1 protein-coding gene is annotated in these 279 nt (G+C 45.5%); it reads left to right on the top strand.

The annotated features are described in order from the left end of the window. On the top strand, nucleotides 1-279 hold a 279-nt coding region (locus tag FS628_RS33280; protein WP_369008911.1), incomplete at both ends, for a MetQ/NlpA family ABC transporter substrate-binding protein.

Genomic DNA, 279 nt, shown 5'->3' with positions numbered 1-279 from the left:
GCAACATCCCCTCAATCTCCAAGTTCTCCTATTGTCCCATAACCTTCACCCCAATACCCCACTCCCAAACAACCAACTACATCCAAACTTCTTCCACCACCTTCCCTACATCACCCAATATAATCAACCAAACAATCCCAATCTCCTCCCACTACAACCCATCTATAACCCCATCTATGCACGTTACTCCAACAACTACAAATCCATTCATCAACTACCACAACCTGCAACCATTCCCATTCCCAACCATCCTTCCAACATTCCTCCCTCTCTTCTGAT

The organism is Paenibacillus xylanexedens, assembly GCF_007676705.1.
In the GTDB taxonomy this organism is placed as follows: Bacteria; Bacillota; Bacilli; order Paenibacillales; family Paenibacillaceae; genus Paenibacillus; species Paenibacillus xylanexedens_C.
Note: the sequence above shows the minus strand (reverse complement) of the source record. Positions and strands in the feature narration are given on the sequence as shown.